Raw genomic sequence first — 18522 nt, 5'->3', positions numbered from 1 at the left:
CTTTACCTTTTTCTGTATTGATGTTATCGTTTAAATATACATAAAATTTAAAAGAATAGGGAGTGGAAAGATGGCAAATGTATTGATGATCGGCTTTCCGGGAGAAGGGCATATCAATCCGTCTTTAGGCGTCGTAAAAGAACTGAAGGCAAAAGGGGAACATGTCGTATATTACGGCGTGAAGGAATATGAGAACAAAATCGCGTCAAGCGGAGCGGAATTCCGTGAATATGAAGATTTCCGTAAAGATGAATTCGGAAAAAACGCAACGGGTGATGAACAGCGGGACGCTACCGAGTTTTTGCTATTAATGATTGAGACTTCCAAAAAAGCCGCACTCCGTATTCTTGAGGAAGTAAAAGATGAATCCTACGACTACATCCTGTATGATCATCATTTTCTGGCAGGAAGGCTCGTGAGAAACCAGCTGAAACTGCCGGCATATTCACTTTGTACGACATTTGCAATGAATGAAGCATTTATTAAAGAAGTGTTTTCAAATACAAACCTTGTATCAGAGGAATCATCTCATTATCCGGCTTATACCGAAGCGGTCAGCCGGCTCAATGAAGAATTCAGCGCAGACATTAAAACGCCGTATGATATTTTCTCAAATGACGGCAGAAAAACCATTGTATTTACTTCAAGAGCGTTTCAGCCGAAAGAAGAAGAGTTTGGCGATTCTTATCTCTTTGTCGGTCCGTCCATAACCGAAAGGGCGGCGGCTCAAGATTTCCCGTTTGAACAGCTTGAAGGAGAAAACGTCCTGTTTATTTCAATGGGCACGATTTTTAACAATCAGAAGGAATTGTTTAATAAATGCTTAAAAGCGGTCAGAAACTTTAACGGAAAAGCCGTCATGTCAATCGGCAAACATCTTGATCCTGCGGAGCTTGATGAAATTCCTGAGAATGTCATTGTAAAGCCTTATGTTCCGCAGCTTGAGATCCTGAAGAGAGCGGACTTATTTATCACTCACGGCGGAATGAACAGTACGAGCGAAGGGCTTTACTACAAAACCCCGATGATCGTCATTCCGATGGGCGCAGATCAGTTCGCCGTCGGAAGTCAAGTGGAAAACACGGGCGCGGGCAAAATGTTTAAAAAAGAAGATGTAACAGCGGAACTGCTCACTGAAGCAATAAAAGAATTGAGCGAAAATCCTGAATATCAGACAAAAGCTTCTGAAATCGGAGAATCCCTGAAAGCGGCCGGCGGAGCACAGCGTGCAGCGGAATTGATAGCAGAAGACGTGAAAACTGCCGAGACCCGGGTTCTGTAATCAGCCGTCACCCGCTTCCTTTAAAGGAAGCGGGCTTTTTTTGATTGTTTTTCGGGAGGATTTTTCACGCCGTAAAGAGAATTGTATGAAAAACAGACAAGAAAGGTGGAATGTCGCGGAAAAAAGCCATGTTATGAAAATGATTCCAAAGTCTTTTGTGAAATGTTCTCAATTTATGTAAAATGTGTGGCATTGGTGATGATCTAAGGCCAAATGAATCGGAATTAATGTCGACTTCTGAATGAATCCTGCATAACAGGCGGCGTCCAAAGAAAAGGAACGTCCCTTTCAGCAATGATAAATAGGAGGTTTTTCGTTATATGAAGAAAAAAATCGCAGCCGGACTGGCTGTATCTGCAGTAATGACTTCAACCTTCGCCGTGCATCCCGCTGAAGCAAAAACCATTCAAGTAAAAAGCGGCGACTCTCTTTGGAAGCTTTCCCGGCAATATCATACAAGTATTTCAGCCCTGCAGGCGGAAAATAAACTGAAATCAACGATACTCCACCCAGGACAGCGGCTGCACATTCCCGGCGGCAGCGGCACACATAAAACGGGGCAAAAGGGAAAACGAAGCACGGGTGCCTACACAGTTACATACGGAGACTCGTTATGGGTGATCGCAAAAAAATACAAAATGAGCGTTTCTGAGCTGAGAAGCCTGAACCGTTTGAGTTCAGATGTCATCTATCCGGGCCAGAAACTGAAAATTAAAGGGTCTGCCGGCGGCACGGACGGAGGCGGCAGACAGACAAAGCCTGATAAAGGCGCATCAGGGACTTACACTGTGAAGCCGGGTGACTCGCTGTGGAAAATCGCCAATCAAACCGGCATCACCATCGCCGAACTGAAAAAGCTGAATCAATTAACATCAGACATGCTGTATCCGAATCAAGTGTTAAAGATCAAAGGTTCTTCACATAACGGAAACAGCGGCACAACACCGCCATCTCATTCAAATCCTTCTGAGAAGCCATCCACTTACAAAGTAAAAGCAGGCGATTCCCTCTGGAAAATTGCTAATCGGTTCGGCATCACCGCTCAGCTCATCAGAGAAAAAAATAAATTGACAACTGATGTGCTTCAAATCGGACAAGTTCTGGTGATTAACGGAAAGGGAAAAACAGAAGATCCTGTGCGGCAGCCGGATAACAAACCGGCAAAACCAACCAAGCCGAATACTCCCGAACCTCCGGTGACAGGGTCAAAGATTGACAGAATGATAGGCGAGGCGAAAAAACATGTCGGCGTGCCTTACCGCTGGGGAGGCAATACGCCTGCGGGCTTCGATTGCAGCGGTTACATCTATTACCTTTTAAATAAGGTAAGCTCTGTTTCCCGTCTGAGCACGGCCGGATATTGGAATACGATGAAACATATCAGCCAGCCGTCAGCAGGCGACTTTGTCTTCTTTACGACATATAAAGCGGGCCCTTCTCATATGGGAATGTATTTAGGCGGAGGAGATTTTATTCACGCAAGCTCCTCCGGGGTTGAAGTTTCAAACTTAAGCAATCCGTATTGGAAAAAAGCGTATTTAGGAGCGCGCAGTTATTTTTAAAAAAAGCCTTTCGGGGCTTTTTTTGTTTACCATTTTTACGTTTTGACAAGACTGATGGGTAAAAAAATAAGGGGGAGGAAGCATGAATCGTCTCTTGCTATTTCTCATGCTCGCATCAATTACGCTTTGCGGCTGCGGGGGGAGACCCGCTCCTGTTCCGCCCAAAAAACATGGGGAAAGCCGCGCATTAGAAGCATCTGCATACCGTGAGCATGCCGGACTCATCAATCAAAACGGAAAAACGATCGGATATATCGAAGTGAGGGAATCTGATGATGAAGGGTCAGACATTCATATATCAGCGGGGCACCTGCCGCCCGGCACTTCTCTCGGATTTCATATTTATGAAAAAGGGACTTGTCAGGCACCTGATTTCGAATCAGCCGGCGGTCCGTTCAACCCTTTGAACAAAGAACACGGCTTCAACAATCCGATGGGTCATCACGCCGGGGATCTCCCCAATCTTGAAGTGGGGGCTGACGGTAAAGTGGATGTCATTATGAACGCGCCGCAAACTTCATTAAAAGAAGGGAGCAGACTCAGCCTGCTCGACCGGGACGGAAGCGCGTTCGTCATTCATGAACATACGGACGATTATTTGACAAACCCGAGCGGAAATTCCGGAGCCAGAATCGCCTGCGCTCCCCTGACAAAAAGCGCCCGCAGGGAATGAGCCCTTTTGTATTGAGTATACAAGGGCTTTTTTAGTATACTCGGTTATGGAATACAAATGGAAAGGAAACATCACCTATGACTTCAGAATTACAGCACCTATCACTTCCGGAAGATATACAAAACAAACTGCAGGCTTATCAAAATCATCCCGTTTCCCAAGAATTCCGGGATTTAATCGGATCATCAGGCTATGAGGCCGAAGATAAAGCGATTGTATTCGATGCCGTCATTGCTTTGACAATGGGAAAAAATATCTTATTAAAAGGACCGACGGGTTCAGGGAAAACAAAATTGGCGGAAACGCTTTCGAACTATTTTCATAAACCGATGCACAGCGTCAACTGCTCCGTAGACCTCGATGCAGAAGCGCTTGTCGGCTATAAAACGATTGAAAATGAACAGGGACAGGCGACTATTGAATTCGTTCCCGGACCTGTAACAACCGCAATGAACGAGGGACATTTTTTATACATTGACGAAATCAATATGGCAAAGCCTGAAACCCTTCCGATTCTAAACGGCGTGCTAGATTACAGAAAAATGATGACAAATCCCTTTACAGGAGAAGTGATTAAGGCAAGCGAAGGATTCGGTGTTATCGCCGCGATTAATGAAGGCTACGTCGGCACCGTTCCGCTGAACGAAGCCCTTAAAAACCGTTTTGTCATCATTGATGTTCCGTATATTAAAGGAAGCCTCCTGAAACAGGTGCTGACCTCTCAGTCTGTTTTAAAAGATGAGAAATTAATTGAGCGTTTTATGACGCTGTCTTCTGATTTAATCGCACAAGCGCATAACGGACAAGTGTCAGAAGAAGCGGCGTCCATCAGGGCTCTCATTGATACGTGCGACTTGGCTGCGTACATCCCGCCGAAACGGGCGATTGAAAGAGGCATCGTAGAAAAACTTGACGACGACAGGGAAAAAGCCGCTGTCAGAAATATTGCAGAAACGCTGTTCGAATGAGGGATATACAATGAAGTTTATCAAATTTAACGACAGCACGATTGATTCGTTTTTGTTCATGATGCTGACTGATCTGGCCAAAACACTGACCAGAAGCAGTGAAGTTGAAGTGGAATACGGCGTGCAGTCTTACTACAATCCCTTTGAAAAGAAAATTTACATGAGCCACTTTTGGAAAGACCGATCAGCCGGGGATATGGAAGCCGGCCTGAAAAGCGATGTCTATTTGCGCGCTGTCGGAACACGCAGCAGCTCATTTCGGGAATTTGCGGGGTTTTTAAATGACGTTCACCGGCACTTTACCCGCCAAAGCTTTGCCAAGCAGCTGTTTATGCTGCTTGAGGATATCAGAATTGAAGAGCTGATCAAAAAAGAACGGCCGGGAACGAAACGTGTTTTTCAGAAGCGGAGGGAGATGTACAGGAAATATTTCACGACGCAGCTGACATTGAATTTAGAACGGAGCATTTTCACCGACGCTTTGTATTGCGCGATGTTTGTCAAGCTGACGGCTGAGTCTCCGCTTGAAGGCATTCCTTCCATGCATGAACATATTGATATGATGATACCGTATATTGAACGTCAGCTCATCCGGGTGTATGAGGCGGATTCTACGGAACAAATCGCAAAAATAACGGAAGACCTCATGGAAGGCCTTGATGAAGTGCTTGAGAAAGATATGCTGAACACGTACTTTTTTCTGCCGGAACTTGATTACGAAAAAGCGGCTGAAGAGCCTTTATTCGAAAGTGTAAAAAAAGCGCCTTCGTTAAGTGACGATCTCACGCTCCCTGAGTCTTCCGACGGAGATGAAGAAATCCTTGAAGAGAAAATGAATACGTGGCACCGGGAAACCGAAGCGCCGTCAAAAAGTTTCCTTCAATTTGATATTGAGCACGGCGCGAAATCAGATCTTGGGAAAGACGCGGCCAGAGAAGGCGATGACGGTGACCAGGCGCTCGGCTCCGTCCAAGGTTCCGCACGTCAGACGAAAAGAGAGGATTACTCCAAACTGGAAGCGCTTGAATCCATTCAGGATGAACATGAGGGCGCGGGGCTGGCTGACGGAAAAGAAAACAAATTTGCCTTCCCGGTTTATCAAACGCCTCATAAAGCGTCTCCTGAAGAGGAGCAGTCTTATAAAGAACAGGCAAAAACGATAGAATCATATCAAAAACGCTTGAAGCAGATGATACAAAAAACACTTGAGCACAAAAAAACGCTCCCGCGGACCGACCTTCACGCAGGCCGGCTGAATCGCAAACTGATCCGCTATTTTACGGAGCGGAACCCGCGCCTTTTCTATAAAAAGCAGGACCCGTCTTCAGACATTGACGCGGTTTTTACATTGCTTGTCGATTGTTCGGCCAGCATGTTCGACAAAATGGATGAAACAAAAAGAGGGATCGTTCTTTTTCATGAAGCTTTGAAATCAGTGTCCGTACCGCACCAGATCGTCGGATTTTGGGAGGATACAAACGAAGCGACCGAAACGAGCCAGCCGAATTTCTTCAATACCGTCATTCCGTTTGAAGAGTCGCTGCTGCAGGCGGCGGGTCCGCTAATCATGCAGCTTGCGCCTGAAGAAGATAACAGAGACGGATACGCCATCAGACAAATGACGAAACAGCTGATGCGGCGGAGTGAGGCGCAAAAATTTTTAATCGTGTTTTCAGACGGAGAGCCGGCAGCATTCGGATACGAACAAAACGGCATCGTCGATACGAGCGAGGCTGTCATCGAAGCGAGAAAAAAAGGGATAGAAGTCATAAATGTTTTTCTGTCCAATACTGCAATAGAGGAATCACAGATGAAAACCATTCAGGATATGTACGGAAAGTACAGTATTTTTGTTCCGGATGTCGATCAGCTGCCCGATGTGCTGTATCCGCTCTTGAAAAAACTGCTTCATAAAAGCATAGGATAGGCTTTTTCCTATGCTTTTTCGCTTTTTATTTTAAAATGATTTAATTTTTTCGGTATTGATCTGTTTTTTTTACTATTTTGTGAACAATCAAGGTAGAATCCAAACGCAATCAGTGGTAAAATATCCTTGGAAGCGTTTTTATTACATAATTTTGGGCACAGCGTTCAAAAGTTATTTCAAGATAGTGAATTGATCACTTGATTATCTAGGTTGGGGGTAATATTCAAATGTTTCAAAATAATATGAAACAAAGAATGAATTGGGAAGATTTTTACGGACCGAACCTCGGCTACGCACTGGAGCTGTACGACCAATATGCTGAAGATCCAGACAGCATTGATCCGGATCTGAAAGACATGTTTGACGAACTCGGCGCTCCGCCAAGCCAAATAAAAGAGGCATCGGGAACAAAGGAACAGGGACGCGTCACCGCAGATCTGATTCAAAAGATCGCAGCAGCAGTTAAACTTGCAGAAGATATTCGAACCTATGGCCATCTGAACGCTTCCGTTAATCCGCTCAGAAAGGATCCGAAAAAGAGCGAGCTCTTTCCGTTATCCGAGTACGGGCTTACAGAAGAAGAAATGAAAGCAATACCCGCGTCTGTCATCTGTAAAGACGCACCTGCCAATATAACAAACGGCTTAGAAGCCATCCAGCATTTACGCAATACCTATAAAAGAACCATCTCCTTCGAGTTTGACCATGTGCATGATTTCGAAGAGCGCGCATGGATTACAAAAATGGTCGAATCCGGAGAACTGTTCCGGAAAAATTCACCGGAAAAACTGTCAGCCGTTTTAGAAAGACTGACGGAAGTAGAAGGATTTGAACAATTTTTACACCGGACATTCGTCGGTCAGAAGCGTTTCTCAATTGAGGGATTAGACGCGCTTGTGCCGGTTCTTGACGACATTATCGCCCAGTCTGTGAAAGCGGGCACAACCAATGTCAATATCGGGATGGCGCACAGAGGCCGTTTAAATGTGCTTGCGCATGTGCTCGGCAAACCGTATGAGATTATTTTCTCAGAATTCCAGCACGCGCCGAATAAAGACCTTGTGCCGTCTGAAGGATCGACCGGCATCAGCTACGGTTGGACGGGCGATGTAAAATACCACCTCGGTGCAGACAGACAGCTTCAGGATGCTGAAACCAAAAGCGCGCGGATTACGCTTGCAAATAACCCGAGCCATTTGGAATTCATCAATCCGATTGTTGAAGGAAGCACGCGGGCGGCACAGGAAACAAGAACGCAAAAGGGGTACCCGGTTCAAGACGAAACAAAATCGCTCGCCATTTTAATTCACGGTGACGCAGCGTTTCCGGGAGAAGGCATTGTCGCCGAGACGCTGAACTTAAGCTCTCTGAAAGGCTATCAGGTCGGCGGGGCCATTCATATCATCGCCAATAATATGATCGGCTTTACAACTGAAAGCGATGAATCACGATCTACGAAATATGCCAGTGATTTGGCGAAGGGCTATGAAATTCCGATCGTTCACGTCAACGCGGATGATCCGGAAGCATGCCTGTCAGCCGTTAAATTTGCGGTTGAATACCGGAAGCGGTTCAATAAAGATTTCTTAATCGATTTAATCGGGTACAGACGGTACGGCCACAATGAAATGGATGAGCCGTCAACGACACAGCCGATGCTGTATGACGCCGTCAGAAAACACCCGACTGTCAAGCGGATCTTTGCGGAAAAACTCGTAAGTGAAGGACTGATCAGCGAGGAAAAAGCGCAAAACATCGAAACGACAGTGACAAAACGAATTGAAGACGCCTATAAAAAGGTGCCCGCCAAAAAAGAAGACGCCGTACGGGAAATTGAATTGCCGGAACCGGTGTCCAACGGTTTTCCAGATGTTGACACATCCATTGATTTTGATGTTCTCCGCAAGCTGAACGGCGAACTTATCAACTGGCCGGAATCTTTTAACGTGTTCGGCAAGCTGAAAAGAATTCTGGAAAGACGTGCAAAAGCGTTTGATGATGACCGTAAAGTTGAATGGTCATTGGCTGAATCGCTTGCGTTTGCTTCCATTTTGAAAGACGGCACGCCGATCCGGCTGACCGGACAGGATTCAGAGCGCGGAACGTTCGCTCAAAGAAACCTTGTGCTGCATGACAGCGAAACAGGAGAAGAATTTGTTGCCCTCCATCACTTAGACGACTGCGCTGCTTCATTTACGGTGCATAACAGCCCGCTCTCTGAAGGATCGGTTCTCGGCTTTGAATATGGATACAACGTGTATTCGCCTGAAACGCTTGTGATGTGGGAGGCGCAGTACGGGGACTTTGCCAATGCGGCTCAAGTCTATTTTGATCAATTCATATCTGCAGGACGGGCAAAATGGGGACAAAAATCAGGACTGGTCATGCTGCTGCCTCACGGTTACGAAGGGCAGGGCCCTGAACACTCCAGCGGCCGCGTCGAGCGGTTCCTGCAGCTGGCGGCGGAAAACAACTGGACGGTGGCCAACCTGACAAGTGCGGCTCAGTATTTCCATATTTTAAGAAGACAAGCGAAAATGCTGCTTCGTGAGGAAATCCGCCCGCTTGTGATCATGACGCCGAAGAGCCTGCTGCGCAACCCGAATACGGTATCTGAAGTGCAGGAACTGAGCGAAAGCCGATTCAAGCCTGTCTATGAGCAGTCCGGTCTTTCCCATGCTTACGAAAAAGTGACTCGCGTCGTATTATCAAGCGGAAAAGTGTCAATTGATATCAGCGATCACTTCAACAAAATGGAAGGCGATAAGGATTGGCTTCATATTGCCAGAATCGAACAGCTGTATCCGTTCCCGGCAAAAGATACGAAGGAGCTTTTCGCCAAACTGCCGAACCTGCAAGAGATCGTTTGGGTTCAGGAAGAGCCGCAGAACATGGGGGCATGGAGTTATATCAGCCCGTATCTGACGGAAATCGCGCCAAAAGGAGTAAATGTCCAATACATCGGCCGAAGAAGACGATCCAGTCCCGCAGAAGGAGATCCGACAGTCCACAAAAAAGAACAGGAACGCATTGTATCTGATAGCTTGACTCGCAAAAACTAAGGGGGAAATGAAAAAATGGCGGAAATTAAGGTACCTGAATTAGCAGAATCAATCTCAGAAGGAACGATAGCCCAATGGTTAAAGCAGCCCGGTGATTATGTAGAACAGGGTGAGTACTTGCTTGAACTGGAGACGGATAAAGTAAATGTTGAATTGACAGCAGAAGAATCGGGTGTTCTAAAAGAGGTATTGAAAGATTCGGGTGATACCGTCCAAGTAGGAGAAATTATCGGTACCATTACAGAAGGCGCTGGCGAAAGTTCTGCACCCGCCCCTTCAGAAAGTGCTCCAGCCAATGAACAAACGAAAGAGGAAGCAAAAGCTGAACCTGCTGCACAAGAAGTCAGCCAGGAAGCACAATCAGAAGCGAAATCCAGAACGGTAGCGTCTCCGGCTGCACGCAAGCTGGCAAGGGAAAAAGGAATTGATCTATCACAAATTCCGACGGGAGACCCGCTCGGCCGCGTGCGCAAACAAGATGTGGAAGCTTATGAAAAACCGGCTTCAAAACCTGCGGCACAGCCGAAACAGCAGGCTCCAAAAACACAGCAAAGCTTTGACAAACCTGTCGAAGTGCAAAAAATGTCCCGCCGCAGACAGACGATCGCGAAACGATTGGTTGAAGTGCAGCAGACTTCTGCGATGCTGACTACATTTAACGAAGTTGACATGACGGCCGTTATGAATCTAAGAAAACGCCGCAAAGACCAATTCCTTGAGCAAAACGAAGTAAAACTCGGTTTCATGTCGTTCTTTACAAAAGCCGTCGTGGCTGCATTGAAAAAATTCCCGCTCCTTAACGCTGAAATTCAAGGCGATGAGCTGATCGTGAAAAAATTCTATGACATCGGTATTGCTGTCGCGGCTGAAGAAGGGCTTGTCGTCCCAGTCGTGCGTGACGCTGACCGCCTGACGTTTGCCGGCATTGAAAGAGAGATCGGCGAACTTGCGAAGAAAGCGCGAAACAATAAATTAACATTAGGTGAGCTGCAAGGAGGCTCCTTCACGATCACAAACGGAGGTACATTCGGATCGCTTATGTCAACACCGATCCTAAACAGCCCTCAGGTTGGGATCTTAGGTATGCACAAAATTCAGCTGCGCCCAGTAGCGATTGATGCGGAGCGCTCTGAAAACCGTCCGATGATGTACATCGCTTTATCATACGATCACAGAATTGTAGATGGTAAAGAAGCGGTCGGATTCCTTGTCACCATTAAAAACCTGCTTGAAGATCCGGAACAGCTGTTGCTGGAAGGATAATTTGAGACAGACAAAAAGTACACTGCCCTTACAAGCAGTGTACTTTTTTTATTGAGAGAAGGGGAGAATTTATATGAAAAGCTGTTATCCGCTTGAGATCGAATTTGAATATAATGAAGAATTGCATTCTATCACTCCGGTTCTTCTGCAAGACGAACATGACACGATATTAATAGACTGCGGATATCCCGGTTTTACAAACCATCTTCAACATGCCGCTGCCCGGCATGGAATGTCGCTTCATTCATTGACAAAAATCATTGTAACGCATCACGACATAGACCATATCGGCTCACTCGCTGCATTATACCGTTTACATCCGGATGTCAGCGTGACAGTACATGAGCGTGAAGCGCCGTATATTGACGGCTCTAAAAAATCTTTACGGCTTGAGCAGGCTGAATCAACGTTTTGTTCATTGCCAGACGATGCAAAGCCTTATGCAAAACAGTTCATCCGCTCTCTTCAATCAGTCGAATCGGCTCCAGTTCACCGGACAGTTACTGACGGCGAGCTGCTGCCTTGGTGCGGAGGCATTCGCGTTGTAGCCACGCCGGGTCATACACCCGGCCATATCAGTCTTTATCTGCCTGCCGAAAAAACTATGGTCACAGGTGATGCGGTCGTCATTGAAGACGGAAAGCTGAACCTTGCTAATCCCGGCTATACGTTACATATGGATGATGCGGTCCGTTCTGTGCAGCGGCTGCTCGATTATGATATCCGCCAATTGATTTGTTATCATGGAGGTTTATTTCAGGGGGATGTAAAAAAAGCGCTTTTGCGTCTGATTCGTGATCTGCAGAATCAACAAGGATAGGAGCGGCAGCAGCCTATCCTTGTTCAGTTATGAAAACGGAATCTTTGCCGTTTCTTCTTCTTCGGCGCTGTTTTTCTCTTTTTTCTTAGACCAGTAGGTGGCAAGAACAGACCCCGACAGATTGTGCCATATGCTGAAAATTGCGCTCGGCACGGCTGACAAAGGGGAGAAATGCGCTGTCGCAAGCGCTGCGCCCAGTCCGGAGTTTTGCATTCCGACTTCGATCGCAATCGCTTTTTGTGAAGCATAATCCATTTTGAACAGCTTTGCAGTCAGGAATCCTAACAAATATCCGGTTCCGTTATGTAAGATGACGACAGACACAATCAGCAGTCCTGATTGAAGCAGATGCTCACGATTTACGCTGACGACAGAGGATACAATCGCTACGATGCCGATTACCGACACGAGAGGAAGCGCGTGCACGGCTTGTCCGACCTGTTTTTTGAAGAACAGCTTCACAATCACCCCGAGGACGATCGGCAAAAGCACGGCTTGCATAATGGAAACAAACAGTGAGCCGAAAGAAACGGGGAGCCACTCTTTCGCAAACAACATAATAAGTGCCGGCGTTACAATAGGAGCAAGCAATGTTGAGATCGTGGTGACCGCAACAGAAAGCGCCGTATTGCCTTTCGCCAAAAACGTCATGACGTTTGATGCCGTACCGCCCGGACAGCATCCGACCAGAATGACGCCCGCGGCGATTTCTGCGGGGAGGCGGAGCCCGATTGATAAACAGAAAGCCGTAAGCGGCATAATCGTAAACTGGCAAGCGACTCCGATCACGACATGCCAAGGCTTTCTGATTAATTCTTTAAAATCGTCTGCTTGAAGAGTAAGCCCCATCCCAAACATAATAATACCAAGGAAAATCGTCATATAAGAACTGATCCAAGAAAACAAATCAGGGCAGGCGAATCCTAAACCGGCAAAGACGATAACCCACAAGCCAAAGGTTTGGCCCGCAAACCCGCTTATTTTTTTCAGCCATTCCATAAACACAGCTCCTTTTACATTAAATCAGTCAGAAAATATGACTGACTTTTCTGTATTCCATTATAAATAATTTTCTGAATAATTCAATATTAAATATAAGTTTTCAATAAAATTATTATGTAAACTAACATCTTCTTGACTATTCAGACATATATTTTTACAATTGATTTTTATACTGAAATGAATTGGGAGTGCTGAAGTGAAAGAAGCTAATCAATGGTCATCTAAGCTGGGATTTATTTTAGCTACGGCCGGCTCTGCAATCGGGCTCGGCGCAATATGGAAGTTCCCTTACGTAGCGGGAACCAGCGGAGGCGGCGCTTTTCTGCTTGTTTTTATTTTATTTACTGTTTTAATCGGACTGCCGCTTTTGCTTGCTGAATTTATTATCGGCAGAAAAACACAAAAAAACGCCGTTGAATCCTATAAGGCGCTCGCGCCGGGGAAAAAGTGGCACTGGATCGGATATCTCGGAATCATTACGTGTTTTATTCTATTATCCTTCTACAGCGTAGTGGGGGGATGGATATTAATCTACATTATAAAAGGCTTTACAGGCGGCTTATCGCTTTCTTCGGGATTTGATACGTTATTTATCGATACCATTTCAAATCCTTATGCAGCCGTTTTCGGCCAGCTGCTGTTTATCGTGCTGACGATTTTAGTTGTGGCAAAAGGGGTGAGCAGCGGCATTGAAAAAGTGAGCCAGGTGCTGATGCCGGCTCTGTTTATTCTGTTTATTCTCTTAATGATCCGCTCCGTAACACTGCATGATGCAGCAAAAGGATTAAAATTCTTTTTTATGCCTGATTTTGGCGCGATGGATGCCAATACCATTTTATATGCGATGGGACAATCATTTTTCTCGTTAAGCGTCGGAGTGTCCGTAATGGTTACATACAGCGCATATTTAGAAAAAGAAGAAAATATTGTTCAATCCGCCGTATCGGTGACGGTATTAAATGTCCTTGTTGCTGTGATGGCGGGAGTGGCGATTTTTCCGGCGGTGTTTGCATTCGGCCTCAAGCCGGATCAAGGCCCGCAGCTTTTATTTAACGTGCTGCCGACCGTCTTTAACCAAATGCCGTTGGGCATCGTGTTTTTACTCGCCTTTTTGCTGCTGTTTTTATTTGCGACGCTGACATCGGCTTTTTCAATGCTTGAAATTTTAGTTGCTGTTTTGTCAAAAGGCGATTCGGCAAAACGGAAGCGGTATGCATGGATCGGGGGACTTGCTATATTTATTGTCGGGGTCCCTTCGGCGCTGTCGTACGGAATTTTGAGTGATGTTTCTATTTTTCACCGCAGTATTTTTGACGCTGCGGATTTTCTGGTCAGCAATGTCTTAATGCCGCTGGGCGCGCTTTTAATTGCCGTTTTCGTACCGTTGAAAATCCCGAAACAGATGCTGTTTGACGAACTGAAAAGCGGTTCCGGTATAAAACGAAAATGGTTTGCAGTCTGGCTCCTATTAATCCGTTATGTGGCTCCTGTAGCCATTATTATCGTTTTTCTGCACGTGCTTGGTATTTTTTAAACCAAAAGAAGCAGGCCCCCGTTCAAGACGGGGGCTTTTTTAATAAAGCGGCCATATCACGCGGTGCGCTTGCTCGAACCGTTTCTCCGCCTCCCGCCAATCAACGACATTCCACCATTGATCCACGTAAGCCGCTCGGTCGTTTTTATATTGTAAGTAATAAGCGTGTTCCCACACATCCAGCGGAAGCAAAGGAATGACGTCCCACTGGCTGTAGAGCTGATGCTTCTCAGCGGCCAAAATCTCCAGCCGCCCGGCGCGCGGCGCCCAGACTAGGATAGCCCAGCCGACTCCTTCGACTTTTTTCGCCGCTTGAGAAAATTGCTCTTTAAAAGCGGAGTAGCTTCCGAATGACACATCAATCATTTGAAAGAGTGCACCCGTCGGCCATCTTTTTCCGTTTGGATTCATCGAAAACCAGAAAATACTGTGCAAATAATGGCCCGCGCCGTGAAACGCCAATTGTCGCCCCCAATGTGCCACTAAGTCGTACTGTTTCGTCTGTCTCGCTTTTTTGAGCTCTAGTTCTGCTTTATTCAGACCGTCAACATAGCTCTGATGGTGTTTGGTATGGTGGAGTTTCATAATCTCTCTTGAAATATACGGTTCCAGTGCGGAATAACTGTAAGGCAGTTTAGGGAGGACATGCTTGCCGATCGGCACATAAGCTCTGCGCTCATCCGGCTCTTCGGGTTCAGTAATGTCCCGGTAAAGTGCCGATGCCTGTTCGTACCATTCCGCCTCCGTTAATCCATCATCCTGAAGGGTGTGAAAAATCCGGTCGATTTGTGCCGCGAAGCGATCGAACCGACCTTGCTGAATGACTTGTTCCTTCAAGGTTTCACACCAATTCAGCATCTCGGTTTGATAAGCGTGCCGTTTCATTTTTCTTCCTCCTTTTCACTCATTTTCATAAAAGTGCTGAGCGCAAGCAAAGAAAACACATACGGGTAGCTGTGATACCTGATGTAAAACTGTTTCGGCAGGCCGATTCCGGTCGGATAGCTGAAAGCGGCGCCTTCGTAATGCCGGTTTTCAATAAGAAAAGATATGCCCTTTGTGACGGCTTGATGATGAGTTTTTTCGTATTGTAGCAAAGCTTCGGCCGCCCAAGCCGTCTGTACAAGCGTCCCGTAAGAAAGCGGAACATAGGTTTTGACTTCTGCGCTTTTACAGGATTCTCCCCAGCTTCCGTCCTCGTTTTGAATGGACTTCAGCCAGCGGATCGCTTTTTTCACGGCCGGGTGGTTTTGGCTCACGCCGCAAGCCTTCATCCCTGTCAGCGCTGCCCATGTGCCGTAAATATAGCAGACACCCCACCTGCCGTACCACGATCCGTCCTCTTCTTGATGGCGGATCAGCCATTGGACGGCCTTTTCAATCTGAGGGTGATCAGAAGAAAGCCCCGCTTCTCCTAAACAGTGCAGCACCCGCCCGGTTAAGTCGCTTGTTGAGGGATCGATGGCAGCTTCCTCAGCCGATTCCAGCGGCAGCAGGCGGACCAGCGGATGATTGACATTTTTCTCAAAAGCAGAGAAGCCGCCGTCACTGTTTTGCATGGACAAAAGCCAGCTCAGTCCGCGTTCCCATGAGGCGGGATAAAGTTTTCGCGGAATGGCTTTGAGCACTGCGGCTGTGTCATCACAATCAGGATTATTTGTATTGATGTTTGAAAAACCCCATCCTCCCGGTTCAGCATGCGGGTTGTGAACGGCCCAATCAGCGACTTTCGTCTGCTGCCGTTCACGCAGAAACCGGGCGGCGCTGGTTATCATCTGATCGTTATCTGAGATCCCGCTTTTCATAAGCGCATAGTTGAGAAGCGCCGTATCCCAAACGGTCGACGTTGAATTTTCCAGGTACGGTATATCGCCGCAAGACGTGAGCAAAGCTTTCGTGCCGGCAAGTGCTTTTCTGATAACGGGGGAGTGGCGCGATACACCGAGAGCGAGCAGGCCGTACACCATAAAAATAGTGGCGCTCGCATAGCTGTATAATGTGCCGTCTTCTTCAATCCGGTCAAGCATATACGTTTTGGCCGTACGCAGACCGAGCTGGTGAAAAGCGGCAGGATTCTGCAAAAGCCGCTTCCAGTGCGCGAAAAGAGAAGAGAGGTCTCTGTTCTCATCCTGATCGGAACGAAGCCATGTAAACGGATTTTTAGTCATATGCCGATCTAAATGCGCGAGAGACGGAACGTTGGGATTTTTCAGCGAAAATCTTTTGTTAAGCGTCACGGCCATCGGTACAAAATGAATACGGGCGTATGTACTGAACTGGTAAAAATGCAGCGGGAAGGATGGGGGAATGACTAAGAAAGATAATGGCAGATGCAGCGCGGGCCATGGATAAAGGCCGTTTGCCGCAAGCATCCACTTTGTCATGAAGTGTACGTTGCGCAAGCCGCCATTTGAGATGATAAAGCGTTCGGCCTGAATCATATGCGCCTCAGAACGGCTATATAAACCGGAAGCCAGCAAGCCGGCATAGCCCTGTACAGTGGCGGTCACATTTCCTTTCCGGTCATCAGGATAGTTGGCAAAAGTTCCGTCCGGGCGCTGTTTAGCGCGAATGCCTTCTGCAAGCTCAGCGATCAGTTCTTTATCATTGTCTCCAAGAGAAGTGAGGAGGAGGATCAGAAAGGCGTTTGTCAAAATCGGTCCTTCAAAACAAAATGACCATGAGCCGTCCGCATTTTGCGTTTCTCTTAATAGGGAGATGGTTTTCTTTTGGCGGCTTCTGACGTTTTCATGAATTGTGCTCACACTCGCTCAACTCCTTCAGAAGCATATATATTCATATGTAAAAGGCGGCATGACAAAAGAAAGAAACTGCTGACAGGCAGCAGTTTCTTGTTTGATTTAATCTTCCAGATTGATCCAGACGCTTTTCACTTCTGTATAATTATTCAGCGCGTAAGAACCCATTTCCCGCCCGAGGCCGGATTGCTTATAGCCGCCGAAAGGAGATGCCGCATCGAAAACATTGTAGCAATTGACCCAAACGGTGCCGGCTTGGAGACGGTCAGCAATGTAATGGGCGTTTTTCACATTCTCAGTCCAAAGTCCGGCTGCAAGGCCGTATTCCGAGCGGTTCGCCCTCTCAATGACTTCATCTACCGTATCATACGGAATGGCGGCTAAAACAGGGCCGAAAATTTCTTCTTTTGCGATGGTCATGTTGTCATCCACATCCGCAAATACAGTCGGGGAGACAAAATACCCTTCTTCAAACGGGCAGCTGCCGCCCGCGACAGCTTTGGCCCCTTCCGCTTTTCCTTTTTCAATATATGAAAGCACGCGCTCATGCTGTTCCTGACTGACGAGCGGGCCGATTTGTGTATCCTGGTGAAGGCCGGCGCCTTGCTGAAGCGATTTCGCATATGAAACCATTTCGCTGACGACCTCATCATATTTGTCTTTGTGAATGAAGACGCGGGAGCCTGCGCAGCATACCTGCCCCTGATTAAACATGACCCCGTTTAAAGCGCCGGGAATGGCTTTCTTCAAATTGGCGTCAGGTAAAATGATGTTAGGTGACTTTCCGCCAAGCTCCAGTGTCACGCGTTTAATTTTTTTTGCGGCTTTTTCCATGATTTTTTTGCCGATTTCTGTAGAGCCGGTAAAAGCGAGTTTATCGACATCGTCATGGTTGGTCAGCGCTTCCCCGGCCGTCTCGCCGAACCCTGGGACAATATTGATGACGCCGTCAGGGAAGCCCGCCTGATCTATTAATTCCGCTAAATAGAGGGCGGTCAGCGGTGTCTGTTCCGCCGGTTTCAAAACGATTGTGCAGCCTGTGGCAAGGGCGGCGCCCATTTTCCACATCGCCATAAGGAGCGGGAAGTTCCAAGGGATGATCTGCCCCACGACGCCGACAGGCTCATGGCGGGTGTAATTAAAATATGAGCCGGCGACCGGAATCGTTTGTCCGGTTATCTTTGTAGACCATCCGGCATAATAACGCATATGCTCAATTGCAAGCGGAATATCCCCATTCGTCGTTTCATTAATCGGTTTTCCGTTATCAAGTGTTTCAAGCTGCGCGAGTTCCGTTTTGTGCTCTTCCATTAAATCGGCAAGCTTATACATCAGCCTGCTTCTGGAAGCGGCCGGCATAGTGCGCCATTCGCCGTGATCAAAGGCTTTGCGTGCCGCTTTCACTGCACTGTCAATGTCTTCTGTCTGTGCCTCGTAAAGCGTCATCAGCGTTTCTCCGGTTGCCGGATTCGGTGTGACAAATGTTGATCCTGAAGCGCTCGGAACAAATTTTCCGTCAATATAAAGTTTCTTCGTGCCCTGTAAAAATGTTTCCAGCCTTTTTGTGATCTGCATCGTTAAAGAACTCATTCGTAACAAACCTCCCGAAATTTTTTTATGGTCTGTTTTGAGCATCTTGATGTCCGCGCAAAGTAAGCGCATACAGTCAT

The 18522-nt window shown here is 46.9% G+C and carries 13 protein-coding genes; 9 read left to right on the top strand and 4 right to left on the bottom strand.

Annotated features, from left to right (window positions below; genetic code table 11):
• Positions 1 to 70: 70 nt before the first annotated feature.
• From NYE42_RS10765 to NYE42_RS10730, 8 genes are all read left to right on the top strand, one after another.
• Positions 71 to 1282 (top strand): macrolide family glycosyltransferase, encoded by a 1212-nt coding sequence (locus NYE42_RS10765; RefSeq protein ID WP_007611974.1) that lies wholly within the window; start codon positions 71 to 73, stop codon positions 1280 to 1282.
• Between the two features lie 320 nt (positions 1283 to 1602).
• Complete coding sequence (locus NYE42_RS10760; RefSeq protein ID WP_352426456.1) at positions 1603 to 2844, top strand: LysM peptidoglycan-binding domain-containing protein; 1242 nt, start codon at positions 1603 to 1605, stop codon at positions 2842 to 2844.
• 82 nt (positions 2845 to 2926) lie between these two features.
• Positions 2927 to 3517 (top strand): superoxide dismutase family protein, encoded by a 591-nt coding sequence (locus NYE42_RS10755; RefSeq protein ID WP_007407968.1) that lies wholly within the window; start codon positions 2927 to 2929, stop codon positions 3515 to 3517.
• Positions 3518 to 3594: 77 nt separating this feature from the next.
• Complete coding sequence (locus tag NYE42_RS10750) at positions 3595 to 4485, top strand: MoxR family ATPase (RefSeq protein WP_003153758.1); 891 nt, start codon at positions 3595 to 3597, stop codon at positions 4483 to 4485.
• A gap of 10 nt (positions 4486 to 4495) precedes the next feature.
• Positions 4496 to 6412 carry a VWA domain-containing protein gene (locus NYE42_RS10745; RefSeq protein ID WP_076425281.1) on the top strand — a complete coding sequence of 639 codons (1917 nt, stop codon included), beginning with the start codon at positions 4496 to 4498 and terminating at the stop codon, positions 6410 to 6412.
• Positions 6413 to 6639: 227 nt separating this feature from the next.
• On the top strand, positions 6640 to 9474 hold the full coding sequence (gene sucA, locus NYE42_RS10740) for a 2-oxoglutarate dehydrogenase E1 component (protein ID WP_144664661.1): 2835 nt from the start codon (positions 6640 to 6642) through the stop codon (positions 9472 to 9474).
• Between the two features lie 15 nt (positions 9475 to 9489).
• Positions 9490 to 10737: a 2-oxoglutarate dehydrogenase complex dihydrolipoyllysine-residue succinyltransferase gene (gene odhB / locus NYE42_RS10735; RefSeq protein ID WP_007407972.1), complete on the top strand. Its 1248-nt coding sequence runs from the start codon at positions 9490 to 9492 to the stop codon at positions 10735 to 10737.
• A gap of 73 nt (positions 10738 to 10810) precedes the next feature.
• Positions 10811 to 11557 (top strand): MBL fold metallo-hydrolase, encoded by a 747-nt coding sequence (locus NYE42_RS10730; protein ID WP_342496946.1) that lies wholly within the window; start codon positions 10811 to 10813, stop codon positions 11555 to 11557.
• A 27-nt stretch (positions 11558 to 11584) separates the two neighbouring features.
• On the opposite strand, the gene NYE42_RS10725 is transcribed toward NYE42_RS10730, so the two are convergent.
• Positions 11585 to 12556: a bile acid:sodium symporter family protein gene (locus tag NYE42_RS10725; RefSeq protein WP_144664662.1), complete on the bottom strand. Its 972-nt coding sequence runs from the start codon at positions 12554 to 12556 to the stop codon at positions 11585 to 11587.
• 199 nt (positions 12557 to 12755) lie between these two features.
• Between NYE42_RS10725 and NYE42_RS10720 the strand changes: the two genes are divergently transcribed.
• Complete coding sequence (locus NYE42_RS10720; protein ID WP_007407975.1) at positions 12756 to 14093, top strand: sodium-dependent transporter; 1338 nt, start codon at positions 12756 to 12758, stop codon at positions 14091 to 14093.
• Positions 14094 to 14132: 39 nt separating this feature from the next.
• Here the strand turns inward: NYE42_RS10720 and NYE42_RS10715 are convergent, their stop codons facing one another.
• The 3 genes from NYE42_RS10715 to NYE42_RS10705 all read right to left on the bottom strand — a co-directional run bounded on the left by NYE42_RS10715 (position 14133) and on the right by NYE42_RS10705 (position 18442).
• Positions 14133 to 14978, bottom strand: coding sequence for a superoxide dismutase (locus NYE42_RS10715; protein ID WP_352426455.1), 846 nt, complete (start codon positions 14976 to 14978; stop codon positions 14133 to 14135).
• A complete protein-coding gene (locus NYE42_RS10710) occupies positions 14975 to 16858 on the bottom strand; it encodes a prenyltransferase/squalene oxidase repeat-containing protein (protein WP_352426454.1) in 1884 nt (627 codons plus the stop codon). Before NYE42_RS10710 ends, NYE42_RS10715 begins: the two co-directional genes overlap by 4 nt.
• Positions 16859 to 16954: 96 nt before the next feature.
• Positions 16955 to 18442, bottom strand: a complete 1488-nt coding sequence (locus NYE42_RS10705) for an aldehyde dehydrogenase family protein (RefSeq protein WP_216061664.1) — start codon at positions 18440 to 18442, stop codon at positions 16955 to 16957.
• Positions 18443 to 18522: the final 80 nt, after the last annotated feature.

The organism is Bacillus sp. FSL K6-2865 (assembly GCF_040311405.1).
Classification (GTDB): Bacteria; Bacillota; Bacilli; order Bacillales; family Bacillaceae; genus Bacillus; species Bacillus velezensis.
Note: the sequence above shows the minus strand (reverse complement) of the source record. Positions and strands in the feature narration are given on the sequence as shown.